The 25,765-nt window shown below is 67.5% G+C and carries 19 protein-coding genes, 1 tRNA gene, 2 pseudogenes and 1 riboswitch; of the genes and pseudogenes, 7 read left to right on the top strand and 15 right to left on the bottom strand.

Annotation, left to right across the window (positions count from 1 at the left end; genetic code table 11):
* Nucleotides 1-4: 4 nt before the first annotated feature.
* Nucleotides 5-838: a bifunctional hydroxymethylpyrimidine kinase/phosphomethylpyrimidine kinase gene (gene thiD / locus JOF55_RS06185; protein ID WP_310270890.1), complete on the bottom strand. Its 834-nt coding sequence runs from the start codon at nt 836-838 to the stop codon at nt 5-7.
* Nucleotides 826-971, bottom strand: a riboswitch (TPP riboswitch). Its footprint overlaps the gene before it by 13 nt.
* 251 nt (nt 972-1,222) lie before the next feature.
* Here thiD and JOF55_RS06190 point away from each other — a divergent pair.
* The gene (locus tag JOF55_RS06190; protein ID WP_310270894.1) at nt 1,223-1,492 is read left to right on the top strand and encodes a hypothetical protein; all 270 of its coding nucleotides are present in this window, start codon (nt 1,223-1,225) and stop codon (nt 1,490-1,492) included.
* A 127-nt stretch (nt 1,493-1,619) separates the two neighbouring features.
* The gene (locus JOF55_RS06195) at nt 1,620-2,369 is read left to right on the top strand and encodes a hypothetical protein (protein WP_310270898.1); all 750 of its coding nucleotides are present in this window, start codon (nt 1,620-1,622) and stop codon (nt 2,367-2,369) included.
* Nucleotides 2,370-2,454: 85 nt separating this feature from the next.
* Here the strand turns inward: JOF55_RS06195 and JOF55_RS06200 are convergent, their stop codons facing one another.
* The gene (locus JOF55_RS06200; protein WP_310270900.1) at nt 2,455-2,856 is read right to left on the bottom strand and encodes a hypothetical protein; all 402 of its coding nucleotides are present in this window, start codon (nt 2,854-2,856) and stop codon (nt 2,455-2,457) included.
* Nucleotides 2,857-3,111: 255 nt separating this feature from the next.
* Between JOF55_RS06200 and JOF55_RS06205 the strand changes: the two genes are divergently transcribed.
* Entirely contained in the window at nt 3,112-4,674 is a 1,563-nt protein-coding gene (locus tag JOF55_RS06205; protein WP_374727406.1) for an AMP-binding protein, read from the top strand.
* A 73-nt stretch (nt 4,675-4,747) separates the two neighbouring features.
* Complete coding sequence (gene orn, locus JOF55_RS06210; RefSeq protein ID WP_310270904.1) at nt 4,748-5,395, top strand: oligoribonuclease; 648 nt, start codon at nt 4,748-4,750, stop codon at nt 5,393-5,395.
* 207 nt (nt 5,396-5,602) lie between these two features.
* Here the strand turns inward: orn and JOF55_RS06215 are convergent.
* Together JOF55_RS06215 and JOF55_RS06220 are read right to left on the bottom strand one after the other, a co-directional pair.
* Nucleotides 5,603-6,057: pseudogene (locus JOF55_RS06215) on the bottom strand (SDR family oxidoreductase); the annotation flags it as partial.
* Nucleotides 6,052-6,538: pseudogene (locus JOF55_RS06220) on the bottom strand (alcohol dehydrogenase catalytic domain-containing protein); the annotation flags it as partial. The pseudogenes JOF55_RS06220 and JOF55_RS06215, both read right to left, overlap by 6 nt.
* Nucleotides 6,539-7,113: 575 nt before the next feature.
* On the opposite strand from JOF55_RS06220, the gene JOF55_RS06225 reads away from it, so the two are divergent.
* Nucleotides 7,114-7,189 (top strand) — tRNA-His (locus JOF55_RS06225).
* 91 nt (nt 7,190-7,280) lie between these two features.
* Here the strand turns inward: JOF55_RS06225 and JOF55_RS06230 are convergent.
* From JOF55_RS06230 to JOF55_RS06250, 5 genes are all read right to left on the bottom strand, one after another.
* Nucleotides 7,281-8,312 carry a uroporphyrinogen decarboxylase/cobalamine-independent methonine synthase family protein gene (locus tag JOF55_RS06230; RefSeq protein WP_310270912.1) on the bottom strand — a complete coding sequence of 344 codons (1,032 nt, stop codon included), beginning with the start codon at nt 8,310-8,312 and terminating at the stop codon, nt 7,281-7,283.
* Nucleotides 8,313-8,337: 25 nt separating this feature from the next.
* On the bottom strand, nt 8,338-9,426 hold the full coding sequence (gene mnmA / locus JOF55_RS06235) for a tRNA 2-thiouridine(34) synthase MnmA (RefSeq protein ID WP_374727238.1): 1,089 nt from the start codon (nt 9,424-9,426) through the stop codon (nt 8,338-8,340).
* A gap of 2 nt (nt 9,427-9,428) precedes the next feature.
* Nucleotides 9,429-10,658 carry a cysteine desulfurase family protein gene (locus JOF55_RS06240; RefSeq protein WP_310270917.1) on the bottom strand — a complete coding sequence of 410 codons (1,230 nt, stop codon included), beginning with the start codon at nt 10,656-10,658 and terminating at the stop codon, nt 9,429-9,431.
* 224 nt (nt 10,659-10,882) lie between these two features.
* Nucleotides 10,883-11,842, bottom strand: coding sequence for an electron transfer flavoprotein subunit alpha/FixB family protein (locus tag JOF55_RS06245; RefSeq protein ID WP_310270920.1), 960 nt, complete (start codon nt 11,840-11,842; stop codon nt 10,883-10,885).
* A gap of 35 nt (nt 11,843-11,877) precedes the next feature.
* Entirely contained in the window at nt 11,878-12,660 is a 783-nt protein-coding gene (locus tag JOF55_RS06250; RefSeq protein ID WP_310270923.1) for an electron transfer flavoprotein subunit beta/FixA family protein, read from the bottom strand.
* Between the two features lie 325 nt (nt 12,661-12,985).
* Between JOF55_RS06250 and JOF55_RS06255 the strand changes: the two genes are divergently transcribed.
* Together JOF55_RS06255 and JOF55_RS06260 are read left to right on the top strand one after the other, a co-directional pair.
* Complete coding sequence (locus JOF55_RS06255; protein ID WP_310270926.1) at nt 12,986-13,828, top strand: DegV family protein; 843 nt, start codon at nt 12,986-12,988, stop codon at nt 13,826-13,828.
* A 171-nt stretch (nt 13,829-13,999) separates the two neighbouring features.
* A complete protein-coding gene (locus tag JOF55_RS06260) occupies nt 14,000-14,881 on the top strand; it encodes an endonuclease domain-containing protein (RefSeq protein ID WP_310270929.1) in 882 nt (293 codons plus the stop codon).
* Between the two features lie 48 nt (nt 14,882-14,929).
* On the opposite strand, the gene hrpA is transcribed toward JOF55_RS06260, so the two are convergent.
* From hrpA to glgP, 6 genes are all read right to left on the bottom strand, one after another.
* Nucleotides 14,930-18,898, bottom strand: a complete 3,969-nt coding sequence (gene hrpA / locus JOF55_RS06265; RefSeq protein ID WP_310270932.1) for an ATP-dependent RNA helicase HrpA — start codon at nt 18,896-18,898, stop codon at nt 14,930-14,932.
* Nucleotides 18,899-19,041: 143 nt separating this feature from the next.
* Nucleotides 19,042-20,220, bottom strand: coding sequence for a class I SAM-dependent methyltransferase (locus tag JOF55_RS06270; RefSeq protein WP_310270935.1), 1,179 nt, complete (start codon nt 20,218-20,220; stop codon nt 19,042-19,044).
* 81 nt (nt 20,221-20,301) lie between these two features.
* Nucleotides 20,302-21,084 (bottom strand): enoyl-CoA hydratase/isomerase family protein, encoded by a 783-nt coding sequence (locus tag JOF55_RS06275; RefSeq protein ID WP_310270938.1) that lies wholly within the window; start codon nt 21,082-21,084, stop codon nt 20,302-20,304.
* Between the two features lie 127 nt (nt 21,085-21,211).
* A complete protein-coding gene (locus JOF55_RS06280) occupies nt 21,212-22,000 on the bottom strand; it encodes an ABC transporter ATP-binding protein (protein WP_310270940.1) in 789 nt (262 codons plus the stop codon).
* A gap of 175 nt (nt 22,001-22,175) precedes the next feature.
* Nucleotides 22,176-23,045, bottom strand: coding sequence for an LLM class F420-dependent oxidoreductase (locus JOF55_RS06285; RefSeq protein ID WP_310270942.1), 870 nt, complete (start codon nt 23,043-23,045; stop codon nt 22,176-22,178).
* 129 nt (nt 23,046-23,174) lie between these two features.
* The gene (glgP, locus tag JOF55_RS06290; protein ID WP_310270946.1) at nt 23,175-25,727 is read right to left on the bottom strand and encodes an alpha-glucan family phosphorylase; all 2,553 of its coding nucleotides are present in this window, start codon (nt 25,725-25,727) and stop codon (nt 23,175-23,177) included.
* Nucleotides 25,728-25,765 lie beyond the last annotated feature (38 nt).

Consider the following 25,765-nt stretch of genomic DNA (forward strand, 5'->3'; position numbering starts at 1 on the left):
CGACTCATTTCCACCAGCGGTGAAAATGATGCACGGGTCCGTGCCCGTGGCCGACGTCGAGCCGGTCGGCTGCCCGTAATGCGTCGCCGAGGTATGCCTTGGCCTCCCGGACGGCACTCGCCCATTCCTGGCGCTGCGGGCGCAGAGCAGCAATCGAGGCGGCGAGCGTGCAGCCAGTGCCGTGGTTGTTGGTGGTCACGACACGCTCCTCGCTCAGCAGTTCGGTCGAGCCGTCGCCATACAGCGCATCCACACTCGACTCGCCTGCCAGATGGCCGCCCTTGAGCAGAATCCGCTTGGCTCCCAGCCCGGCCAGACGCTCGGCCTGCGCCCGCATTCCGTCGATCTCGGTGACCTCGGCCGTTCCCAGCAGGTCGGCGGCCTCCGGCAGGTTGGGAGTGATCAGATCCACCCGAGGCAGCAGTTGTTCGCGGAGCACACGCACGGCCTCGGTGGCCAGCAGACGATCACCGCTCTTGGCGACCATGACGGGGTCCAGAACGACATGCGGCGGGGCGTAGTCGTCCAGAAACCTCACCACCGCCCGGATCACCTCGGCATTGGCCAGCATGCCGATCTTGACGGCGTCCACGCGAACATCGTCGAGCAAGGTCACCAGCTGCGCTGTGACGAATTCCGCGGGGATCTCGTGCACCTGCGCCACACCGGTGGTGGTCTGCGCGACCAGTGCCGTGGCCACCGACATCCCATAAGCACCGTGCGCGGAAAACGACTTGAGGTCGGCCTGCACACCGGCGCCGCCGCTGGGGTCGGTTCCGGCGATGGTCAGGACGTTGGGGATCGTCCTGGTGCCCGACCGGGTTTGCGTCTCGTTCACGACGTCCCTTCGCTAGTGCGAGCTAGTTCAGGTTCGACGGGTCTCTTCTCAGCCCGAGCAACCGTGTGCAACGCACTGCGTGAAACGCACCGTGCGAAGCGCATCGGGCGGTCGGGCACCCCGCGTCACGCGGATCAACCTAGCAAGGACGGTCAAGTGCCGGGAAGGGCTACTCGATCGGATCGACCGGGCCACCGGGCCACCGGGCATTCGCACCCGGCAGAACGGCGCTGCACGCGAATGGCGTTACGCACTGCGACGATTGTTCCCACAAATTCCCTCGGACGGGCCATATACAGGGTGATCCCAGCGTCCGAAACTGAGCAGGGCCGGATTCCGAGCTCATGGGCTTCCGGCCGCCGTACAAGCCAGGGGGTATGGTCGGTGTTTCTCGATCGCGAACACGTCTGGTGGATCGTTCCTGCTGGTCAGCAGCTCAGGCACGCCATCACCAACCACCCCGGATCGCGCCCCGCGGGCGACCTCGTCACCGCCCTGTGCTCGGCCATGGTGAAGCTGCCCTACGAGACCTGGCCTGCCTCCCGGGAACCCGCGAGCCGTCGCATCACGGCTCGCTGCCCGAACTGCCAGACCGAGGTGGCCGACCGGCAGGAGACGGTCGAAGGACTCATCGTCAGCACCTGGGACAGTTGACCCGGGCTTATCGCACTGTGTTCAGTGCAGGCCACCGGATGATCGAAGCGGCAGCGAGCGAAGTCACAGCACGGACTTCCGGACCGCGTAGTGAGGGAACCCTCACGAGCGGATTAGAGTTGGGGTAATGAACAGTACGACCGACACCCCCTCCTCCGTTCGCTCCGGGCGGAGCGCCCCGGCCGACCCCGCAGCGCTGTGGTCCCCGCTGGCCGGGCTCACCGACGCGGCTGCGAATATTTCGACCGGGTCCGACACCGTCGCCATCACGCGCGGATTCGACCGGCACGGACGCCAGCGAGCGAAGGCGCTGAGCGAGTTGCTCGGTGAGCGAGGTGTCGCTGCCGTCGAGGTGACTCCGGCACCGGACAGCGAGCAGCTCCTCGCGGACACCGAGGTCGCCGCGGTGGTCAACCTGGTCGGCGCGGGGGCGTGGCAACCGTACCGGCTCGCGGCCAAGACCCGTGCCCCTGTTCTCACTCCCCAGCCCACCGCAGGAGAGCCCGAGGGAGAGGTCACGCGCGACGTCATCGGCATGTCCGGCACCGACGCCGCGCGCGATGTCGCACTCACCCGCGTCGCCGTGCTTCCCGAGAACCCCGAGAATGCGGACGAGGGCAGCATCACGATCACTCGTGACGGCGAGCCGCTGTCGATTCCCGGCGGCCAGGTGGCGATCACACTGCACGAGCAGCGTCTGCACGTTCACCTGCAGGGGCCCGAGTTCGCCGCCCAGGACTTCTCCGCACGGGAAATCACCGTCGAAACCTCCGGTGGACCGCACCGACTCGTCCGGGACGAGTTGCCCATTGCCGACTTCGAGGGCGTTCTGGCCTTCACGAGTGAGCCGCGAGGACTGACCGTCCGCCCGATCTGAGGCAGGCTCGAGGCAAGCCCGGTGCCGAGGTAAGCCTCCGGGGGAGGGACGTGGCCACACGGCGGTGGCCACTCCGAACGCCGTTTTACAGGCGCCGGCGGGTGACACGGTTGATCCCGGTTGTGGCTCCCGCGGCGCCGACCCCGGCAAGAGCCAGCGCCAGCGGTGACAGTGTCCCGGGAAACAGGGCGTTGACCAAGGCCCACCATCCGATCAGAAGCGTCACGCAGGCGAGCAGGCCTGCGGTAAGAGCAAGCAACGGTCGGTGACGCGGAAGTTTCCGGAGAGCCCGGCGAGCGTGTGGCGGCAGTCGCCACACCGTCGCCGATACCGGCAGGGCGACGATCAGCACGAGCAGCAGACCGAACAGCGAAGCCGACCGGTCCGGACGCGGTTCGAGCCCCAGAAGCAACCCCACTACACCGACGGCCAACATCAGCAATACCCGGTGAAGCACGCGCCACAATCGTGCGTCGAAACCGCCCACACAACCGAGTCTCCCAGCCCGGAACAACGAAAATCACCGTCCATCTCATTGCCCCGAATGAGCTGTTCCGGGCATGATCTACTCACCAGTAGCCTCAAGAGAGGGGGACACGTGGCGACCGATTCTCCGAAACGGGCATCGTGCGGGACCCGCGCCTCGACCAGGGCTGCCGACCGGATTGCGTCCTGGTGCCTGCGCAGGGCCCCGGAATTGCTCAACGTGGGCACACTGGCGCGACAAGGTGTCCTCCGGCCGATGCGGCCGGACAAGCTGATACGCATTCTGCTCGCATGGCGGCGATGGGGGATCACGCCGCCGATGGGCTATGCCGTCGGCGCCATCCGCCATCCCGACCGCCCGGCGATCATCGATGAGCGGGGCGCACTCAGCTTCGCCGAGGTGGAGCAGCGCACCACCCGGTTGGCGCACGGCCTGCGCGAGCGCGGCCCCAGCGGCGACACGCGGGTGGGAATCCTGTGCCGCAACCACCACGGGATGGTGGAAACGGTCATCGCGTGCTCCAAGATCGGGACCGATGCCGTTCTGATCAACACCGGTTTGAGCGCACAGCAGATAAGCGATGTTGTCACCGAGCAGAACATCGGACTCCTGGTCGTGGACAACGAATTCCTCGAACACGTCACCGCTCTCACCGACACCCAGATGGTGCTGGCATGGACCGAGGGCACCACCAGGCACGCCACCCTGGAACACCTCATCGGCAATTCATCGGCACGGCCACTCCCCCGCCCCTCGCGACACAGCCGGATGATCGTGCTCACCTCCGGCACAACCGGCCCTCCGAAAGGGGCGCGTCGCCCGGACCCACCGGGACTGGCACCGGCCGCCACCGTGCTCTCCCGAATGCCGCTGCGCAGCGGGGAGCGGATGCTGATCTGTGCTCCGCTGTTTCACACCTGGGGAATCGCGGGCTTTCAGCTCGGCATCGTGCTCGGTGCCACTCTCGTACTGCGCCGCAAGTTCGAACCCCAACAGGCTCTGGCCGCGATCCAGCGGCACCGCTGCACCTCCGTGTTCGCCGTGCCCGTGATGCTCCAGCGGATACTCGAGCTCCCGGCCGACGTGCGCACTCCCTACGACCACCGCTCGCTGCGGGTGGTCGCCTGTAGCGGCTCGGCACTGTCCGCGGACCTCGCGAAGAACTTTCAACGCGAATTCGGCCGGGTCCTGTACAACTTCTACGGATCCACCGAAGCCTCATGGGTGAGCATCGCCACCCCGCACGATCTGTGGCAGGCACCGGGAACGGCAGGCACCGCGCCACGTGGAACGAAGCTACGCCTGCTCGACAGCGACAACGAGCCCGTGCCCACCGGCGGTACCGGACGGATCTTCGTCGGCAACGACATGCTCTTCGAGGGCTACACCAACGGATACGACAAGGAGCTGCACGACGGACTCATGCCCACCGGCGACCTCGGTCGCCTCGACTCGGCCGGGCGCCTGTTCGTCGCAGGCCGCGCGGACGACATGATCGTTTCAGGGGGCGAGAACGTCTATCCGCAGGAAACCGAAGACGCCATCGCCTCGCTGCCCGAGGTCACGGAAGTGGCGGTGACGGGAGTGGCGGACGCGGAATACGGTCAGCGCCTCGCCGCGTTCGTCGTCACCCCTGAGGGCAGCGGTCTCGACGCGGAAACGCTGCGGGCACGTGTTCGTCCGAAGTTGTCGCAGTTCGCCCGACCCCGCGACGTGGTGTTCCTGGACCGGCTTCCCCGCAACGCCACCGGCAAGGTCGTTCCGCGTGAGCTTCCCGACAGCACCGGGTCCGACTCCCCGGTTCGACACGGTCGGTAATCAACCGGGTACGCACGTCCACACACACCGGCAACCGGGCAATCACCCGCCGTGGCGCGTTAGGCTCACGCGGGTGAACGACCGCCTAGTGTGGATCGACTGCGAAATGACCGGTCTGGATCTCGGCTCCGACGCCCTGGTCGAGATCGCGGCCTTGGTCACCGATGCCGATCTGAACATCCTCGGGGAGGGCGTGGACATCGTCATCCACGCCGACGACGACACCTTGGCCGGCATGCCTGAGGTGGTGCGTGAGATGCACGAACGATCCGGGCTCACCGATGAGGTCCGCAACTCGGCGGTGAGCCTCGCAGACGCGGAACAGCAGGTGCTCGACTACCTGCGTCGTCATCTGCCCGATGGGCGTTCCGCTCCCCTGGCCGGGAATTCGATCGCCACCGACCGTGGTTTCATCGCCCGCGACATGCCCGCCCTCGACGCCTACCTGCATTACCGCATGGTCGACGTCTCCTCCATCAAGGAACTGTGCCGCCGGTGGTTTCCTCGGGTCTACTACGCGCAGCCGGAGAAGGGGTTGGCGCACCGGGCGCTGGCCGACGTACGCGAATCCATCCGCGAGCTCGCCTATTACCGGCGTACCGCGTTCGTCCCCCAGCCCGGCCCCAGCAGCGAGGAGGCGCAAGCGGTCGCCACCGAGCTGCTCGAAGGTGCCGCCGAAGTCGGCGGCACGGAGAAGGCCCGCGAGGCAACCGAGGAGTAGCAGGGCTGCACCGGACGACACGGCCGAGCACCGACGACGCCAGACCACAGCGGTCACGAGGTCCGGGGAAGAACCGGAACAGAGGGCACGACAACGCAGGTCACCGCGTCGGCCCAACCCCGGTGAGAACTCCTCCGCCCCGTCTTGCCCAGCAGCAATGCTCGCTACCGTTCATTTCTCGCGGTTCTTCTCCGGACCCCGTGCTGGTTACGCGGTTTGGCCGCCGTCGACGACCATGGCGTGGCCGGTGGCGAAGCCACCCTCGTCGGAGCACAACCACAGCACGGCCGCGGCGATCTCCTCGGGCTTGCCCGGGCGGCCGATCGGCTCTTGGGCGATCACGTTCTCCCGGCCTTCGCGCATGTCGCCGGTGAGCCGCCCGATCATTGCGGTGTCGATGATCCCGGGGCAGATCGCGTTGATGCGGATGCCTGCGGAGGCGTAGTCCAGGGCTGCGGACTTGGTGATCCCGATGACGCCGTGCTTGGTCGCGGCGTAGGCGGCTTGCCCGGCAAAGCCCTTCACCCCGGCGCCGGCGGAGGTGTTCACGACCGCGCCGCCGCCGTGGGCGAGCATCACCGGGATCTCGTGTCGCATGCTGAGGAACACTCCGCGCAGTTGACCGCGACGAGCCGGTCCCACTCGTCCTCGGTGATCTCGGCCGCCTGCTCCAGCGGCAGGGTGAGGTCGAAGACCTTGCCGGGGTCGATCTCGCGGTTGAAGATCAGCTCGATCAACTGGGGCAGGAACCGGCGCACCGGGGCGTGACCGCCGTGCAGGTGCACCTGGGAGAAGAACAGTTCCTCACCCGGCAACCGCACGTCGTGGGTGATACCGACGTAGCCGACGTGTCCGCCCAGGCGGGTGGCGCGGATGGCCTGCATCATCGCCTCCTGGATACCGACCGCCCCGATGAGGCCGTGCGCCCCGAGTCCACCGGTGAGCTCCTCGACGACGCCGACATACTCGTGCCCCATCGGCCTCGGGCCGTCGACGTGCTCAACACCGCGGTAGGGCCACAGGTCCGAGCCGCAGACACACACCGCGGACGGGCGGAGGCTCGCATCCACGGGGTGCAGGATCGTCGGAACCTCTCGGTCCTCCCCCGGACATCCCCGGGGCGTGCAGCACAGCACCACGCACGTTGTCTCTCCTCACGTCACTCCTGGATTGGCTCTCGGTCGAGCCGGAAGGTCGATTCGGTGCCCACTTTCGAGGCAGGCTGCGCACGCGAGTGCGCAGCGCACGCACCTGTTCGACTTGGCCCGGGTGGCCAACGCCACCACCCGGGCACGTCACAAGCCCAGCAACAGGTCACGCCGAGTGTCCAACGCGTCCTCGCCGGCATGACCACCATGCCGGCGTTCGTGCAGAACAGGCGCCTGGACATGGGGGCGCCGTCAACCGGCTCGGCCGCGCCCCGTACTCACCCGTGTTCGAAAATCCGGCACGAGCGGCCAACTTTGCCCGGTCTGCCTTCTTCAGCCCGCACGCGAACGAGTTCTCTCCCGACTGGAACAGCGCGGCGAACACCACGGTGGCCCATGCTGCGCACTTCGGCTGGTCGCCCGCTCTTCGCCCCTGATCGAAGCAGAGCCGTGATCGAATGCCGGGTACCGGTCATCGGAGCCACAACAACCGACCCCCGTGAAAGCGCTCGACGGCGGACGCTAGGATGGTCAACGTCGTTCGGAACGGCCACGTTCCGAACAGCCGTGGTGGGTGTAGCTCAGTCGGTAGAGCACTGGGTTGTGGTCCCAGGAGTCGCGGGTTCGAATCCCGTCACTCACCCCACTGAAAGCGGCCCTGGTCCGGCATCGGATCAGGGCCGCTTTGCTGTGCGGGGTGTTCAGAGGCTCCGGCGGCTCACGGTTCGCGTGATCACTCAGTTCTCGGCTTCGTCGCGGAACAGCCTGCCCAGGTCGGCCGCCATCCGCAGTGCGCGCCGCGCCCACTCCGGTGCTGCCCCACCCAGACCGCACGCAGGTGTCGGCATGCTGCGCTCGGCCAGCATCCGGCGATGGAAACCCAGTCGCGCGGCCATCTCCTGCGCGGGCCGTGCGAGATCCCGAACCGTGGGCTCCCGCGTGGGTGCCACGTTCGGCACCAGCCCAAGCAGGAGGGTGAGATCCTCCTCCCAGGCTTCGCCCAGTTCGTCGGCCAGTGTCGCCGACATCGAATCGAGGCCGGTGGCATCCAGTGCGATCGCACCGGCGCCCGCGCGGCGCAACAGGCCCACCGGAGGCCGCGACGCACAGCAGTGCACCACGACCGGACTCCCGGTGGCCGCGCCGAGCCGGTCGATCACCTCGGACAGGAGCCGCTGCACCTCGGGCTCGGGAACGGCGGGCACATGGCCGTATCCGGAGGGAGTGGGCAGGCCACCGTGCAGCACCGCGGGAAGGGTCGGTTCGTCGAGCTGGACGAGCACGCGCGCACCCGTCCGCGCCGACACCTGGCCGGCATGCTCGATGAGGCCCTCGATCAGCGATTCGGTGAAGTCCCGCAGCGCCCCGTGGTCGGTCAGCACCCGGTGCCCGCGCTCCAGCTCGATTCCTCCGGACAGCGTCCACGGCCCGGCGGCCTGCACCTTGACGGTGTGCAGCGGCCCCTCGGTCTCGGAGATCGTCTGGAGGGCATCGAGGTCCCAGCGCAGCAGGTCGACGGCGCGTCGTTGATCGCGGCCCGCACGCGCGGCGACCCGATACCCCGAAGGGACGACTTCAACAGGGAGATCGAGCAGCAGACCCGCCGCACGTCCCAACAGGTCCGCACCGACGCCCCGCTCAGGCAGCTCCGGAAGTGGCGTCAGGCCGGGAAGTTCCCCGGCGACGAGACGGGTCGTCTCATACGGGTCGGTTCCGGGCATCGAACCGATCGCGGTCGCGGTACCGGGCGTCCAGGGTGTTTCGGTCACGTGGTCATTGTCGCAGGCACCGCACTCAGCGGGTGGCGGAGATCTTGGCGCTGCCGAGAACGAGATCCCCCTCGGCTTCGGGGTGGTACAGCACCACGGATTGGCCGGGCGCGACCCCCTTCATCTCCTCCCGCAGCCGTACCCGCACGGTGCCGTCGGCGACCTCGGCGACGGCCTCGGCGGTTTCGCCGTGGGCGCGGATCTGGACGGCGCACTCGGTCGGTCCGCTCAGGGGTTGTTCGGACGGCCAGATCGGGCGAGTGGCATCGATTTCCGTGACACCCAGGTGATCGGCGTTGCCCACCTTGACGTCGCCCGAAACCGGCTCCAGCGACAGCACGTAGCGCGGGCGGCCATCCGGCGCGGGTGCGTCGATGCCCAACCCCTTGCGCTGGCCGACCGTGAACCCGTGCACCCCGCTGTGCTCGCCGAGCACAGCGCCGCTGTCGGCGTCGACCAGGTTGCCCGGCCGCTCGCCCAGCTTGGATTCCAGGAACTTTTTGGTGTCGCCGTCGGGGATGAAACAGATGTCGTGGCTGTCGGGCTTCTGCGCCACAGCCAGATCCCGTTCGTCCGCCTCGGCACGCACCTCGGTCTTCAGCGAGTCCCCGAGCGGGAACATCGCGTGCCGCAACTGCTCGGCGGTCAACGATGCCAGCACATAAGACTGGTCCTTGCTGTCGTCTCGGCTGCGGCGCAGGACCGGCGTCTCGTCGACGAGGGACAACCGCGCGTAGTGACCGGTGCACACCGCATCGAAGCCCAGCGCGATCGCCTTGTCCAGCAGGGCCTCGAACTTGATCTTCTCGTTGCAGGTCATGCACGGGTTCGGGGTGCGCCCGGCCGCGTACTCCCCGACGAAGGAGTCGATGACCTCCTCGGTGAACCGCTCGGCGAAGTCCCACACGTAGAAGGGGATCCCCAGAATGTCGGCCGCGCGACGGGCGTCCCGGGAGTCCTCGACGGTGCAGCAACCGCGCGCACCGGTGCGCAGGGTTCCCGGCTTCGCCGACAGCGCCAGGTGTACCCCTGTCACCTCATGGCCCGCCGCCACCGCCCGGGCCGCTGCGACGGCGGAATCCACTCCGCCGCTCATTGCTGCGAGTACTCGCACGCTCACACCTCCGTCGGGGCTGTCGTCGGACCGGCCTTGCGCAGACCGGACAGTCCGGCACTGCGTGCCCGCTGCACCGCCGGGCCGATCGCCTCGGTCAGTGCCTGCACATCCGCGGACGTCGAATTGTGTCCCAGTGAGAACCGCAACGACCCTCGCGCCGCCTGCGCATCGGCTCCCATCGCCAGGAGCACATGGCTGGGTTCGGCCACCCCGGCAGTGCAGGCCGAGCCGGTCGAACACTCGATTCCCTTGGCATCCAGCAACATCAGCAGGCTGTCCCCCTCACAGCCGGGAAATGTGAAGTGGGCATTGCCCGCCAACCGCACATACTCGTCCGTTCCGGGATCGGTTCCGGGATCACCGTTGAGAGTCGCATCCGGCACCGCCGCGCGTACGCCACTGATCAACTCGTCCCGCAACCGACTCAACTCGCCGATGTGCCGTGTTCTGGTCTCCACCGCCTCACGCACGGCGCTGGCCAACCCGAGCACGCCCGGTGTGTCGAGCGTACCGGAGCGCACGTCACGTTCCTGGCCACCACCGTGCAGGACCGGCGTGCACTCCACGTCCCGGGACAGCACCAGCACGCCCACACCGTAGGGGCCACCGACCTTGTGCCCCGTCATCGTCAGCGCCGACACCCCCGTCGACGCGAAATCCACGGGGACCGTCTCGACCGCCTGCACAGCGTCGGTGTGCAACGGGACGCCGTGGGAACAGGCGACCTCGGCAAGTTCGGAGATCGGATTGATGGTGCCGACCTCGTTGTTCGCCCACATCACCGTGGCCAACGCCACCTCGTCGGGAGCCGCACGCAGCGCCTCGTCGAGTACCTCGGGCCGCACTCGGCCGTGGCCATCGACGTCCAGCCAGGTGATTTCGGCGCCTTCGTGCTCGGCCAGCCACTCGACAGCGTCCAGGACGGCGTGGTGCTCCACAACCGAGGCCAGGATGCGGCGGCGTTGCGGGTTCCGGGTTCGTCGAGCCCAGAAGATTCCCTTGACCGCCAGGTTGTCGCTCTCGGTGCCACCCGCGGTGAACACGACCTCCGACGGTCTCGCCCCCAGCGCGGCGGCGATGTCCTCCCGGGATTCCTCCACCGCCCGACGCGCGCGCCTGCCCGAGGTGTGCAGCGATGAGGCGTTGCCCAACGTGGCCAGCGCCTCGCTCATCACCGCGACCGCCTCCGACCGCATCGGAGTGGTGGCCGCATGGTCCAGGTAAGTCATCGCCCTTCCAGGGTAGACCGCCCGGCGCGAGCGACCGGCCTCGCACCCGTCGGACCCACATCCACGAGCGGAACGACCGGGAGGCCAGGCCCCGGTGCCGGAACCTCGATACCGACCGGCACGCCATCACCCACACCGCCGAGGTAGCCGACGACTTCGGCGGTGCACACACATCGTGGGCGGGCCGCTGATGGTGTCGGCCCGCCCACGATGCTTCGGTGCTTTCAGCTCTTGCGCTTGTCGATTTCGTCGGTGAGCTGAGGGGCGACCTTGAACAGGTCACCGACCACGCCGAAGTCGGCGATCTCGAAGATCGGCGCCTCGGCGTCCTTGTTGACGGCCACGATGGTCTTCGAGGTCTGCATGCCGGCGCGGTGCTGGATCGCCCCGGAAATGCCCAGAGCCACATACAGCTGCGGTGAGACGGTCTTGCCGGTCTGGCCGACCTGGAACTGGGCCGGGTAGAACCCCGAATCCACCGCCGCCCGCGAGGCACCCACCGCGGCACCCAGCGAGTCGGCCAGCTTCTCGATGACCTCGAAACTCTCGGCGGAACCGACACCGCGGCCACCGGAGACCACCACACCGGCCTCGGTCAGCTCGGGACGATCCCCGGACTCGGCAGGCTGCCTGCCGGTCACCCGCGCGGCCTTCGCCGGATCCACGGCCGGGACCTCGACGGAGACCTGCTCACCGGCACCACTGACCGCCTCGGCCTCCACACTGCCCGGCAACACCGTGACCACCGGCACCCCGGAGGTGACCTTGGCCGTGGCCTCGTACGAGCCACCGAACACCGAATGCGAGGCCACCCCCTCGGCGTCGATGTCGACGACCTCCGACAGCAACCCGGAACCCAGCCGCATCGCCAACCGGCCCGCGATCTCCTTACCGTCGATCGAAGCCGGAATCAACACCGCCGCCGGCTGCGCACTGCCCGCCAGGTGCGCCAGCACGTCCACCTGCGGAGCCACCAGATACCCGCCGACCTCGGTCGACTCGCACGTATAGATCTTGCTCGCGCCATAGGCAGCCAGGCTGTCGACCAGCTTGCCCGCCGTGCCCGGCTCACCGGTCACCACCGCAGCCGGCTCCCCCAACCGGCGCGCCGCGGCCAGCAGTTCCAGCGTGACCTTCTTGACCTCGCCACCGGCGTGGTCGACGAGGACCAAAACCTCGGACATGGAAAAGCCTCTTCCCTCGCGAACCCGCTTACTCGTCAGACCAGCTTCTGACCGGTCAAGAACTCCACAATCTGCACGCCACCCTCGCCTTCGTCGGTGACGCGCTGACCGGCCTCCTTCGGCGGCGCCGGCGCCGACGAGACCACCTGCGAGGCCGCATTGGCCAGCCCGACCTCACCGGCCTCGATCCCGGCGTCGGCCAGCGACAGCACGCTCACCGGCTTCTTCTTGGCCGCCATGATCCCCTTGAACGACGGATACCGCGGCTCGTTGATCTTCTCCGTGACACTCACCAGCGCAGGCAGGCTCGCCTCGACCGTGGCCACGCCCGCATCCGTCTCCCGCTCGATCGACACCGACTGCTCGTCGACCGACACCGAGCGCGCATACGTCAACTGCGGCAACCCCAGCGCCTCGGCCACCATCGCAGGCACCGCACCGGCACGCCCGTCGGTGGACTCGTTACCGGCGATGACCAGATCCACCGACTCCAAGGTGCCGACCACCTTGGCCAACGCCCGCGCGGTCTGGACCGCATCCGAGCCGTGCAGCGCCTCATCCGACAGGTGCACCGCCGAGTCGGCCCCCATCGACAGCGCCTTGCGGATCGCCTCGTTCGCCCGCTCCGGACCCATGCACACGACGGTCACCTCGCCGCCCTGGGCCTCCTTGGCCAGCAACGCCTCTTCCACAGCGCGCTCGTTGATCTCATCCAACACCGCATCCGCCGACGCCCGATCCAACGTGTGATCGGCATCCGACAGCTTGCGCTCGGACCACGTGTCAGGCACCTGCTTCACCAGGACGACAATGTTCATGGGCCCTCTTCGACCTCCCGCGGACAGACGACAGCATCACCGGCTTAGCTCGTTCTCCCGAGGCCGTATTCCGGGTCGGATCCGAATACGGCTCCGGGAGCTTGACCTTGCCATGTGGTCACTCGAAAAGCACAGTGACTCCAACCACTCTCGATGTTACTATTCGGTAGGCTCGACGTAACCAGGGACGAGAGTGACAGTACTCACTTCACGACTGGTGCGGAGTCCCATACATCGAAACCCGAGGAATCGATTGCCGCAAAACCACCCGGAATCACCGGATGGCAAACGTGAATAGTCTTCTCGTCACACGTAGCCTTGGCCCATGCGCCGACGTGTCGCCATCGTGACCGACTCCACCGCCTCCGTCCCCACCGGGATCGCCGAGAAGTTGGGAATCACCGTCATTCAACTGGAGCTGAAGGTCGGCGAGGAATACAACGACGAGCGACGGGTCCCGCACTCCCAACTGGCACAGGCCATGCGTGACGGCGTGCCCGTGGCCACCGCACCGCCACCACCGCCCGCCTTCTTCTGGAACTACATGGATGCGGTCAGCGCAGGCGCGGAGGCGATCATCTCGGTCCATCTCTCGGAGGGACTGTCCCGGACCTGCGAGGCAGCCCGGATCGCGGCAACGGAAGTCGATGTTCCCGTCCATGTCGTGGACTCACGGCTGTGTGGCCTCGGGCTGGGATATCCGGTGATCGCGGCGGCCGAGTCCGCTGCTGCCGGAGCGACAGTGCAGGACGTACTCGGTGTCCTGGACCGGCGGCTGCGCGGAACCACGGAGTTCCTCTACGTGGACACGCTCGAATATCTACGGCGTAGCGGACGAATCGGTCGAGCACAAGCCATGCTCGGTCAGACGTTGGCGGTCAAGCCCGTCCTGGGCTTCCGCGAGGGTGAACTGGCACCACTGACCAAGGGCATCGGCACGGAGCGCGCACTCGGCAAGGCGATCACCGCCGCTGTGGAGCGCGCCGGAGGCGGATCCGTGGACATCGCCACCGAACATTTCCAGGCCGCAGAGCGGGCCGGACAGGTCCTACACCAGCTGCAGGACCGGCTACCCGGGGCACGACAGCCGATCCTGGAGGAGACCAGCGCGATCATCGGAGCGCACACCGGGCCGGGCGCCCTCGGTATCACGGTTTCCCCCGTGTGACCCCACAAAACAGCACATCGGGTTTCTGCAGTTTCGCGCGAAATCAAAAAAATTTGATTTCGCGCGAAACTGCAGAAACCCATGAGCCCGAGTGTCCACAGGTCTCTTCGTTGTCCACAGATCGCTATACCGGGTGGTCCCGGATGACCGGATGTTGGTCACGCTGGCCTCATGACCAAGCTGCTCTACCCGCCGACCGTCAACGATGAAGGACTTTTCACCCGGCATGCCGCACTCGCGGAGGGATGGACGGACGCGGACCTTCGTAAGAACCCCGATGTGTACCGAGTCGTCCACGGGGTATATGCACTGAGCGAAGTCCCACTGACACACCGCCTGAAGTGCCGGGCGGTGTCGATGCGTCTCCCCGAGGAGGCCATCATCACCGGACGCTCGGCCGCGACGCTTTACGGTGTGGAACTCGCAGCAGCGCACGACAGGGTCGAAGCTCTGGTGAGCGAGCGCAAGTACATGAACAGACGTTTCGGCACGCGATGCTGGTCAGTGCGCGCCTGGGATTCCGAGCACGGGGAGTGGCACGGGATTCGCTTGGCGACGGTGGAACGTGCCGCCTTCGATCTCCTTGCGAGGAACCCACTCAACGCGGGTGTGGCCAACGTGGATGCCCTGCTCCACCACGGCCTCACCACTGCGGCATCCTTGGGGAAGTTCCTTTCCGGGCGTCACGACCACGGAATCGTCAAAGCGCGCCGGGGCTTCGAGCTTCTCGACGGGCGCGCGGAATCTCTTCCCGAGTCCTCGCTTCGCCTGGTGCTGATACTCGGCGGCCTCCACCCTGAACCACAGGTCGAGATTCATGACCACCTCGGTTTCGTCGCTCGAGTCGACCTCGGCTTTCGCCGGGAGAAGGTAGCCGTCGAGTACGACGGAGCCTGGCATGGTGAGCCCGAGCAGTTCCGTCGGGATCAGGAACGGCTCGCTCGGCTGCACGCCAACGGCTGGCAAGTGATCGTCATCACAGCCGACCGGCTCCGGTCCGCCCCGCAGGAGATCGTCGACCAGGTACGCAAGGCACTCGCCGTGTCCACGTAGCCGCTGACAAAATTGCAGTTTCGCGCGAAACTGCAATTTTGTCAGCGGTTAGGCAGCGAGCTTGTCCATCGCCCGAAAGATGCGCTTGTCCGAGACCGAATGCGGCGTCTTCAGTTCCTGGGCGAAGTAGCTGACCCGCAACTCCTCGATCATCCAGCCGACCGCCAGCAGCGACTCCCCGGCCGGCTGCCCCTGTGGCACCGCATCGAGCATTTCCTGGTAACGCTGCTCGACGTCGAGGACCCGGTCCATCCACTCCCGGTCGCGCCGCGGATGCTGCGGCAGCTTGTCCAGCCGGTACTCGATCGCACGCAGGTAGCGCACGACATCCGGCAACCGCTGCCACCCCGTCGCCGTGACGAACCCCGGATACACCAGGTTCGACAACTGGGTCCGGATATCCTCCAGAGACTCCGCGGGTATCGAGCGGGACGGATTCGCCAGGTGTGCCTCGATGCTCTGTGCCGCAGCCAGCACTCGCTCCACATGGGACACGACATCGGCCGAGGTTTCGTTCAGTCCCGCACGCACCCGCTCGGTGAGCCGGGCAAAGCCGTCCTCGTCCGTGACCGGACCGCCGGAATCGGCAATCAGCTTGTCCGCCGCGCAGGCGATACAGTCCTCGAACAACGTCGTCACATCACCGTGCGGGCTCCGGCTGAACACCAGCTTGGACGTGTTCGTCAGACGCCGCTGGAGGAACTTCACCGGTGAAGGCGTATTGAGCAGTACCAGGCGGCGAGTACCCTGCCACAGAGCTCGGCGCTGCGCGGCCTCGGTGTCGAACACGCGAACCCCGACGGTTTCCCCTTCGTCCACCAGCGCCGGGTAAGCCTTGACCACCTGCCCGTCACGTTGCTGTTCGAACGTGTGCGGCAACCGGCCGAAGTCCCAGCTCCGCCGCCCGTGCTGCTCGATGTCCGCGGCCGCGGCCGAGATTTCCGCCCGCAGTTTCGGCTTCAGCCGCTGCCGCAGCGACTCAAGATCCTTGTCCTCGTCGAGCTTGCGTTCCTTGCCGTTCGCACTGTCGACGACACGGAAGGTGACCTTGAGGTGCTCCGGAACCCGGTCGAGATCCCAGGCATCATGCGGCACGATCACACCGGTCATCCGGCGCAGCTCCCGTTCCAGTGCCTCCAGCAGTGGCTCGGAGTGCGGCGTCATGCGCTGCAGGACGGCTTTGGCGTGATCCGGCACCGGGACGAGGTTACGCCGCACCTGCTTGGGCAGGGACTTCAGCAGCGCCGTCACGAGTTCCTCGCGCAGTCCGGGGATCTGCCAGTCGAAACCCGCGCTACTGAGCTGGTTGAGCACCGGCAGCGGAACGTGCACCGTCACGCCGTCGGCGTCGGAACCCGGCTCGAACTGGTAGGTCAGCGGCAGTTCCTGACGGCCCTGCCGCCACACGTCCGGGTAGTCGTGCTCGCTGACCTCGCCGGAATCCTGGTTGACCAGCATCGACTTGGAGAAGTTCAACAAGTCCGGTTGGGACCGGCGGGTCTTCTTCCACCAACTGTCGAAGTGCCGCGCGGAGACGACCTCATCGCCGATGCGCCGGTCGTAGAAGTCGAACAACGTGTCGTCGTCGACCAGGATGTCGCGCCTGCGGGCACGCTGCTCCAGGTCTTCGACTTCGGCCAGCAACGCGCGGTTGTCGTGGAAGAATTGGTGATTGGTCTCCCAGTCACCTTCCACCAGGGCGTGCCGGATGAACAGTTCCCGGCACAGCTCGGGTTCGATCCGGCCGTAGTTGACCTTGCGCGAGACCACGAGCGGCACGCCGTACAGGGTTACCTTCTCGTAAGCCATCACCGCGCCCCGGTTCTTTTCCCAGTGCGGCTCGCTGTAGCTGCGTTTGACCAGGTGCCCGGCGAGTTTTTCCACCCACTCTGGTTCGATCCGGGCCACCGTGCGCGCCCACAGCCGTGAGGTCTCCACCAACTCGGCCGCCATGACCCAGCGAGGGGGCTTCTTGGACAGTGCCGACCCCGGGAAGACCGCGAATTTCGCGCCGCGTGCTCCCAGGTACTCGTTCGGACCCTTGCGTCGGGAGCTCTGCTCCTTCGACGAGGAACCGGAGGTGCGCTCCTCGTCCTTGAGCCCGATGTGCGACAACAGGCCCGCCAGCAGCGACTGATGAATCCGGGGCGGGTCGGCCGGCTCGTCGTTGACCGACATGCCCAGCGACTTGACCATCTGCCGCAACTGCCCGTAGAGATCCTGCCACTCACGCACTCGCAGATGGTTCAGGAACTCGGACTTGCACAGCTTGCGGAACTGGTTCGACGACAGCGCCTTCTGCTGCTCACGCAAGTACTGCCACAGGTTGAGGTAGGCGAGGAAGTCCGATTCCTTGTCGGTGAAGCGTGCGTGCTGCTCGTCGGCGGCCTGTTGCTTGTCCGCCGGTCGCTCCCGGGGATCCTGGATCGACAGCGCGGCGGCGATGACCATCGTCTCCCGAGCGCATCCGTTGCGCTCGGCTTCCAGCACCATGCGCCCCAGCCTGGGATCGATCGGCAACTGCGCGAGCTTACTGCCCACCGAGGTCAACCGTTGGTTCGTGTCCTTCTTCGACGGCTCGAGAGCGCCCAGCTCGTGCAGCAGATTCACCCCGTCGGTGATCTGCCGCCGATCCGGAGGCTCCACGAACGGGAACGAGCCCACGTCGCCCAGACCGAGGGAGGTCATCCGCAGGATGACCGAGGCGAGGTTGGTGCGCAGGATCTCCGGGTCGGTGAACTCGGGACGGGCCAGGAAGTCCGCCTCCGAATACAGCCGGATGCAGATGCCTTCGGACACACGACCACAGCGTCCCTTGCGCTGGTTCGCCGATGCCTGCGAGATGGGTTCGATCGGCAGGCGCTGCACCCGTGTGCGGTAGCTGTAGCGGGAGATGCGCGCGGTTCCGGGGTCGATCACGTACTTGATGCCCGGCACCGTCAGCGACGTCTCCGCGACGTTGGTGGCCAGCACGATGCGACGGCCGGTGTGCTGCTGAAAAGCCCGGTGCTGCTCGGCGGCCGACAGCCGCGCGTACAGCGGCAGGATCTCGGTGTTCGGCAGGTTGCGCCTGCGCAGCGCATCGGCCGTGTCCCTGATCTCACGTTCCCCGCTGAGAAACACCAGCATGTCCCCGGGGCCCTCGGCGGCGAGTTCGTCCACCGCGTCACAGATCGCCTGCTGCTGATCGCGATCGAGATCCTCCCAGTCGTCGGAATCGTCGATCAGCGGCCGGTAGCGGACCTCGACCGGATAGGTCCGCCCGGAAACCTCGACCACCGGGGCATCGCCGAAGTGCCGGGAGAAGCGTTCGGGGTCGATGGTCGCCGAGGTGATGATGACCTTCAGGTCGGGGCGCCTCGGCAGCAACTGTTTGAGGTAGCCGAGGATGAAGTCGATGTTGAGGCTGCGCTCGTGCGCCTCGTCGATGATCAGCGTGTCGTACTGGCGCAGCAGACGGTCCCGTTGGATCTCGGCGAGCAGGATCCCGTCGGTCATCTGCTTGACCAGCGTGTCCTCGCCGGATTTCTCGGTGAAGCGCACCTGGTATCCGACGGCCCCGCCGAGTTCGGTGCCCAGCTCCTCGGCAACCCGCTCGGCCACGGTGCGTGCAGCCAGCCTACGGGGCTGGGTGTGGCCGATCATGCCGTGCACTCCGCGCCCCAGCTCCAGGCACATCTTCGGCAGCTGGGTGGTCTTGCCCGAGCCGGTCTCCCCGGCCACGATCACCACCTGGTTGTCCCGGATCACCTCGAGGAGGTCGTCGCGACGCCGGCTGACCGGCAGTTCCTCCGGATAGCTCACCGCCGGGGCGAGAGCACGGCGACGTGCCACACGTTCCTCCGCCGTAGCCACGTCGGCGGCTATCTCGTCGGCGACCGCCTGCAACGCCTCGGGATTCCGGATTTTGCGAGCGCCGTCGAGGCGCTTGCGCAACCGACGCTGATCCGGCGGCATCAGGTCGGGCAGACGTTCACGCAGGTCGGCGAGCGGCGAAGTTGCAGGTGGCTTTCCCATACGGCGTCCAGGATAGGCAATCGGGGCGAGGGCACGTGGCCATCGTCGACCAACGCTCCTGCCAGGTGTCTCCATCCTGCTGCACCTCACGTGGCGTTCGGCAGTGAGCAAAAGCACACTCTTGGGATCGATCCAGCGCTGCGCTACGTGCGTTCGGCATGACAGAGATAGGCGGTGGGGCTGTCACCGACGCGGGTCAGGACCACGGTCGCTTCGGCGGTGCCCTTGAGTTTGAGCCTGCGGCGCAAGGCGTCCGGATCCACATCCAGGCCCCGCACGAGAATTTCCAAGCGGCCGATCTCATGCCGACGCAGCATCGTGCGCAGGGATTTCTCCGTATAGCGGCCGTGCTCGAACACTCGGAACGCACGCACCCCCCGCGGTGGCTCGTCCCCGGTCAGGTAGGCGATCCGCGGGTCGAGCTGGCCGAGTCCGTGCCGAGCCGCGTAATGCCGAACGAGGCCCGCGCGCACCACGGCGCCGTCCGGGTCCACCAGCCACTGCCCCACTTCTCGCACCGGGCACTCATCCGGTTCGGCGTCCGTCACCGCCCAGCCGGAGCCGTCGGGATGCAGCACCGTCGCCCGGCGGTGCACACCCGCAGTGGCGAGCCCGCCGAGCCATAGCGACGCCTCGCGCACCTGTCCGCCCAGGGACACGAGCTCGATCTCGGACTCGGCGGGAACACGGTCGAAATCCAGTCCGGGGGCACACTTGACCACCAGATCTCGGCCCGCATAGACCTCGAGCAGTTCCTCCAGCGGAGGCTCGAGGTCTGCCGGATTCCAGCGGCGACGCCCGCCACCGTCCCTGCGGCCCGGGTCGGCGACAACCGCCGTGTCCACGGTCACCGGCCGCAACGCGTCCGCCTGGGCCAAGGGGACGACATGCCCGTCCTCGGCGAGGTTGTGCCGGGCCATCGCCAGTCGCGGCCGGTCCAGATCGGAGCCGACGCAACGTGCGGCCACCTCGGCAACCGCACGCAGGTCCGCACCGATCGAACACGTCACGTCGTGCACCTCGCGCTCTGCCAGCCTCCGGGCACGATGCCCGGCGACCGGGGTCGGGGTGGCCTGCTGCAGGGCGTCATCGGTGAACAGCCACTCGTCCACGGAGTCCAGTTTGGACCGCGCACGGCGCCGGAGAACCGCTGTCTCCAGCACCGCCGCCGCGAAGCGCTGCCCGGCGACCTTCCTGGCCCGAGCGGTGTCGTCCAGTCGGGAGGAGGCCGTCAGCGGTAGCCGCGCGACGGCGGCCACGGCGTCCGCCCCTTCGGGAGAACGCAGATAGGCGACGTCGTCGAGGTCGAAGGCGTAGGACACGGCTTCCTATCCTCTCCCGCTCGACCTTCCGGTCGGGACCGGCCCGCCACGACGTATCCGACACGCCCACGGGCGCCGGGCTCACTGCCCGGTGAACTGGGCCTTGCCCGGACCGTTCTCGAGGAAAGAGCGCATTCCGATCTTCTGGTCCTCGGTGGCGAACAGCGCGGTGAACAGATTGGTTTCGGTCTTCAGCCCGCTGTCGAGGTCGACATCGAGACCGTCGTCGATGGCGGACTTGGCCGCCGCGAGGGCCTGGGCAGCACCACCCACGAACTGCTCGGCCCAGCGCCGTGCCGCCGCGTAGACGTCATCGGCAGCCACGAGCTCGTCGACCATGCCGATCGAGAGCGCCTCCTCGGCCTTGACGAACCGCCCGGTGTAGATGATGTCCTTGGCCTTGCTCGGCCCGATCAGCCTGGCCAGGCGCTGCGTACCGCCCGCGCCGGGAATGACACCGAGCAGGATCTCGGGCTGGCCGACCTTGACGTTGTCGGCGGCGATACGCCGATCACAGGTCAGCGCCAACTCGAAGCCGCCGCCCAGTGCATAGCCGGTGAGTGCTGCCACCGTCGGCTTCGGGATGTCCGCCACGGCGCTCATCGCCGCGGACAGGCCACGGCGTTCCTTGCCAGCCATGTCCCCATAGGACATTTCGGCCATCTCCTTGATGTCCGCACCCGCTGCGAAAACCTTCTCACCGCCGTAGACGATCACCGCACGCACATCGGAACGCTCGGCGGCTTCCACGGCCACCGCGTGAATCTCCTGCTCGATCTGGCGATTCAGGGCATTCATCGGAGGACGATCCAACCGGATGGTTCCGATGCCGCCGTCCACCTCGAGCCTGACCAACTCACCCACGCCGTAACCTCCTCGTCGAACTGGCCGTGTACGCGCCGGAGGTTACCCCGCCGCCACCCGTCCCGTCAGGATCCTCGATCGCCCGCCGCGTTCGCCCGGCATGTTCGCCCGGCGTGCAGGATGGTGATCAGCCGCGACGCCGCGCGAAGTACCGGTCACCGCTGCGCTGGAGCTCCAGGTCCTGGCCGAAGGTCTTCGACAGGTTGTCCTCGGTGAGCACGTCGTCGAGCAGACCCTGGGCGACCACGCCACCGTCGGCCAGCAGCAGGGCGTGGGTGAACCCGGGCGGGATTTCCTCCACGTGGTGCGTCACCAGTGTCATCGCCGGGGCGTCGGGGTCCATCGCCAGTCCCGACAGCCGCGCGACCAAGTCCTCACGGCCGCCCAGATCCAGCCCCGCGGCCGGCTCGTCGAGCAGCAGAAGTTCGGGGTCGGTCATCATCGCCCTGGCGATGAGAGCGCGCTTGCGCTCCCCCTCGGACAGGGTGGCAAAGGCACGATCGGCCAGGTGCGCGATGCCGAGCGTGTCCAGCAGTTCCGCCGCCCGATCGGTGTCCATCCGGTCATATTCCTCGCGCCAGCGCCCGAGCACCGCGTACCCGGCGCTGACCACCACATCGCGGACGAGTTCATCACCGGGCACGCGAGCGGCCACGGACGCCGAGCACAGTCCGATCCGGGGGCGCAGCTCGAAGACGTTGGTGCGGCCCAACTGCTCGTCGAGCACCTCGACGGTCCCTGCCGTGGGGTGCACCTCGGCACCGGCGAGCTTGAGCAGGGTCGTCTTGCCCGCGCCGTTCGGACCGAGCACCACCCAGCGCTCGTCCAGCTCGACCGACCAGTCCACGCCGCCCACCAGCAGGTTCTCGCCCCGCCGCACGCTGACGCCGTCCATCCGGATGACCTGGTCGTCCACGTCTACCTCCCAGCCGTGCCTGGCCGTACACCGCCCGCCGATCGACGCACGGTTGTTCTCCGTCGAACCGCCCGTCGACTCCGGCAGCTCCCCTCGCTCGTCCATTGTCGCGGTCGCTTCGCGGGCATCTGCGCCCGGGAGCACTCACCCACCGCAGCCGCACGACCACCCGGAATCAGGTTTCCCGGATCGCCGGGGCCAGTTCTCGCCACTGTGCTCGGGGGAGGTCGTCCGAGCCCGTGAGCACCTGAAGAGCGACATGATCGGCCCCGGCCTCGTGGTGCTCGCGCACTCGGTGCAGCACCGTGTCCACATCGCCCCAGGCCACCAGCGCGTCGATAAGCCGATCACTGCCCCCGTCGGCGAAGTCCGCTTCGGTGAAGCCGAGGCGCCGCAGGTTGTTCAGGTAGTTCGGCAGGCCGAGGTAAACCTCCACACCCTGCCGTGCGATCCGGCGTGCCCTGTCCGGGGCCGTCTCCAGCACGACTTTCTGCTCCGGGGCCAGCAGCGGTCCGTCACCCAGGATCTCCCGCGCCTGCGCGGTGTGCTCCGGAGTGACCAGGTAGGGGTGCGCACCGGCCGTCCGCTGCCCCGCCAGCGCCAGAGTCCGCGGGCCGAGGGCAGCGAGTACCTGCACGTGCGGAGGGACCGGCGATTCCGCCCGATCGATCTCGTCGAGGAACGAACGCAACTTGCTGTAAGGCTTGCTGTAGGTATGGCCGAACCGCTCGACGAGAGGTGCGTGACTGCTGCCGAGCCCGAGCAGCGCCCGGCCGGGATGGACCCGGTCGACCCGCTGATAGGCGGCCGCGAGCTCGGCGGCGTCATGCGTCCACACGTTGACAATGCCGGTGGCCACCGCGAGCTTCTTGGTGGCATCCAGCAGCCCGGACATCACACGCAGGTCACCGTCGGCATTGCCCAGCCAGAGCGTGCCACAACCGAGATCGTCCAACTCGGCCACCGCCTCGCGGTGCTCACCATTGTCCGGGTCCCATCCCGCTTCGGCCCTCCAGAGGCCGACCTTGCCGACTCGGATCGCCATCCCTCTTCCCCTCTCGTCGAATCCGGAACAACCGGTCATCCACAGCCACCCGCAGGTGACACCCACATCGTGTCGCGAGTGCGCGCCGTGAATACCCGATTCCTACCGGATCGTGCGCTCACGAGCCCGTCACCCCGCGAGGACGACCTTGCCCAGTTCCGCCGGGGTGGACAGCAACGGGTGCCGGGGCAGAATCCGGACGGTGTATCCGGCCGGGCCGGTGTGCGGCAGCGTCACCGTGGCCTGATATCCACCGTCGGCGACGAGGCTCATCGACCGGGTGACGAAGTCGCGCAGCTCGTCGTCGTCATCGACCCGCCCGACGACCACCTCGACGTCCACATCGGATGGTTCCAGCCCGGCCAGCTCGACCAGTGCCCGCACGGTCACCTGACCGCCCAGAAACGGCGTGGCACCGTCCTCGACGGACATGTGCGTGTCACTGACCCGCACCCGTGCCCACGCCGCCGCCAGCCGCGCCCGGTAGTCGGCGAGTTCCCTGGCACCCCGGTACTCGTCACCGGTGACGTCCCGCACCGACCGAGCCGCGGGCGAGTAGCAGTGGTCGACGTACTCGCGCACCATGCGCGAGGACTGCACGCGCGGTCCCAGCGTGGCCAGCGTGTGCCGCACCATCGACATCCACTTGCCCGGCACGCCGTCGGCATTGCGCTCGTAGAACAACGGCGCCACGTGCTCGGAGATCAGCTCGTAGAGCGCGCCCGCCTCCAGGTCGTCGCGACGGTTGATGTCGGTGACACCGTCGGCGGTCGGGATGGCCCAGCCGTTGTACCCGTCGTAGGCCTCGTCCCACCAGCCGTCGCGGATCGACATGTTCAACCCGCCGTTGAGCGCGGCCTTCATCCCCGAGGTGCCGCAGGCCTCCAGCGGACGCAGCGGATTGTTCAGCCACACGTCACAACCCGAGTACAGGTAGCGGGCCAGCGACATGTCGTAGTCCGGCAGGAAGACGATCCGGTGCCGCACCTCGGGATCGTCGGCGAACCGGACGATCTGCTGGATCATCGCCTTGCCGCCCTCGTCGGCCGGATGCGACTTGCCCGCCACGACGAGCTGGACGGGACGTTCCGGATCCAGCAGCAAAGCCCGCAACCGCTCGGGATCACGCAGCATCAGCGTGAGTCGCTTGTAGGTGGGCACGCGGCGGGCGAAACCGATGGTCAGCACTTCGGGATCGAACACGGAATCGCACCAGCCGAGCTCCAGTTCGGAGGCTCCTCGCTGCAGCCAGGACAGGCGCAACCTGCGGCGCACCTCGTGGATCAGGCGCTGCCGCAGGGAACTGCGAAGCTCCCACAGCAGCGAGTCGCTGACCGGCTGCATTCCCCGCAGCCCGGCTCCACGGTCCATTTCGGACTCGCCGATGAGCTTGCCGAGCTCCCGAGCCGCCCAGGTGGGACCGTGCACACCGTTGGTCACCGAGGAGATCGGGATCTCCTCGGTGCCGAAACCCGGCCACAATCCGTTGAACATCGCGCGGCTGACCTCGCCGTGCAACTCGGAGACGCCGTTGGCGCGCTGAGCCAGCCGCAGCCCCATGTTGGCCATGTTGAACTTGCGGGGGTCCTCCTCCGCCCCCAGCGCCATGATCCGTTCGGTCGGCACTCCCGGCAGCAGGGCTTGCGACGTCTCCTCGTCGAAATAGCGGCGCACCAAGTCGATCGGAAACCGGTCGATCCCGGCGGCCACGGGCGTGTGTGTGGTGAACACCGTTCCTGCTCGCACCGCCGCCACGGCCTCGTCGAACTTCAGTCCCGGTTCGCTCAGCAGTTCGCGGATCCGTTCCAGACCGAGGTAACCCGCGTATCCCTCGTTCATGTGGAAAATCTCGGGCTGTGCGGCCCCGGTGAGCTCGCAGTAGGCGCGCACGGCGCGAACCCCACCGATTCCGGCGAGGATCTCCTGCCTGATCCGGTGATCGGCATCTCCGCCGTAGAGACGGTCGGTGACCCCACGCAGGTCCTCGTCGTTGTCGGCGATGTCACTGTCGAGCAACAACAGCGGCACCCGCCCCACCTGGGCCTTCCAGATCCGCGCGCGCAAGGTGCGCTCACCGGGCATCGCCACCTGCACCAGGGCCTGCTCGCCCCAGGAGTCGGTGAGCAGCTCCAGCGGCAGGCCACGCGGATCGAGTACCGGGTATCGCTCCACCTGCCAGCCCTCGGCCGACAGTTCCTGGCGGAAATAGCCCGAACGGTAGAGCAGGCCGACACCGATCAGCGGCAGCCCGAGATCGGAGGCCGACTTCAGATGGTCCCCCGCGAGCACGCCGAGTCCGCCGGAGTAGTTCGGCAGCGCCTCGGTCAGCCCGAACTCCATCGAGAAGTAGGCGATCGAGTCCGGCAGCACACTGCCCTCGTCCCGGCGTTGCTGGTACCAGCGCGGCACGGTCAGATAACGGCGCAGGTCCTCGTCCACGGCCCTGGTGCGCGCGAGGAAGTCCTCGTCCCGAGCCAGCCGATCCAGCGTTTCGGCAGGAACCCGAGCCAGCAACCGCAACGGGTCGCCGCCCACCGCCGACCACACGTCGGGGTCCACGGAAGCGAACAGATCCTGGGTCGGGGGGTGCCAGGTCCAGCGCAGGTTGGTCGCCAGCCTGCCCAGTGCGAGCAGTGATTCCGGGAGATGTGCGCGGACGGTGAAGCGGTGGACGGCTCTCACGGATGCGAACCTTATCTCCCGGGCGGGCGGGAACGCCG

Source organism: Haloactinomyces albus, assembly GCF_031458135.1.
Taxonomy (GTDB): domain Bacteria; phylum Actinomycetota; class Actinomycetes; order Mycobacteriales; family Pseudonocardiaceae; genus Haloactinomyces; species Haloactinomyces albus.

Excerpts from the sequence above, each read along its gene's own strand:
- hrpA (WP_310270932.1), bottom strand. The coding sequence starts at position 18,898 with ATGGGAAAGCCACCTGCAACTTCGCCGCTCGCCGACCTGCGTGAACGT.
- JOF55_RS06260 (WP_310270929.1), top strand. The coding sequence starts at position 14,000 with ATGACCAAGCTGCTCTACCCGCCGACCGTCAACGATGAAGGACTTTTC.
- JOF55_RS06245 (WP_310270920.1), bottom strand. The coding sequence starts at position 11,842 with ATGTCCGAGGTTTTGGTCCTCGTCGACCACGCCGGTGGCGAGGTCAAG.
- JOF55_RS06240 (WP_310270917.1), bottom strand. The coding sequence starts at position 10,658 with ATGACTTACCTGGACCATGCGGCCACCACTCCGATGCGGTCGGAGGCG.
- JOF55_RS06285 (WP_310270942.1), bottom strand. The coding sequence starts at position 23,045 with ATGGCGATCCGAGTCGGCAAGGTCGGCCTCTGGAGGGCCGAAGCGGGA.
- JOF55_RS06205 (WP_374727406.1), top strand. The coding sequence starts at position 3,112 with ATGCGGCCGGACAAGCTGATACGCATTCTGCTCGCATGGCGGCGATGG.
- JOF55_RS06255 (WP_310270926.1), top strand. The coding sequence starts at position 12,986 with ATGCGCCGACGTGTCGCCATCGTGACCGACTCCACCGCCTCCGTCCCC.
- JOF55_RS06195 (WP_310270898.1), top strand. The coding sequence starts at position 1,620 with ATGAACAGTACGACCGACACCCCCTCCTCCGTTCGCTCCGGGCGGAGC.
- JOF55_RS06250 (WP_310270923.1), bottom strand. The coding sequence starts at position 12,660 with ATGAACATTGTCGTCCTGGTGAAGCAGGTGCCTGACACGTGGTCCGAG.